This window comes from Mesorhizobium sp. LNHC229A00, assembly GCF_000502415.1.
Lineage (GTDB): Bacteria > Pseudomonadota > Alphaproteobacteria > Rhizobiales > Rhizobiaceae > Mesorhizobium.
This window is the reverse complement of record NZ_AYWQ01000215.1, coordinates 1-361: the sequence shown is the minus strand read 5'-3', so window position 1 is coordinate 361 and position 361 is coordinate 1. Positions and strand designations below refer to the sequence as shown.

At 56.8% G+C, this 361-nt stretch carries 1 protein-coding gene; it reads right to left on the bottom strand.

The genetic code is table 11. From position 1 onward, the window contains the following. The coding region (locus X742_RS140090) for a CreA family protein (RefSeq protein WP_023775705.1) at positions 1 to 361 on the bottom strand (361 nt) is incomplete at both ends.

Sequence of the window (361 nt, the reverse complement as noted above, 5' to 3'; positions counted from 1 at the left end):
ACTGTCGTGACCGACATTTTCGCCGAGCCGTTCTGCACCTGGCGCGAATGCGAGAGATAGATCAACGTCTCGTTGGTCTTGTCGTAGATGCGGTTCACCACCTGCTTCTTCCAGATCAGGCTGATGCCTTGCTTGAAAACCTCTTCGCCGCCTTCGCTTGTATCAATATCCCCGATGGTGATCGGACCGGTCTGACGGCAGGAGATCGAGGAATCGCTGGGATCCTCGAACCAGTTGCCCTTGTGCAGGCGGTCGATGACGCTGCGATCGAAATAGGAAACGTGGCAGGTGACGCCCTCCACTTTCGGATCCTTGATCGCCTCGACGATGATGTCGTTGCCGATCCAGTCGACGCCGACCT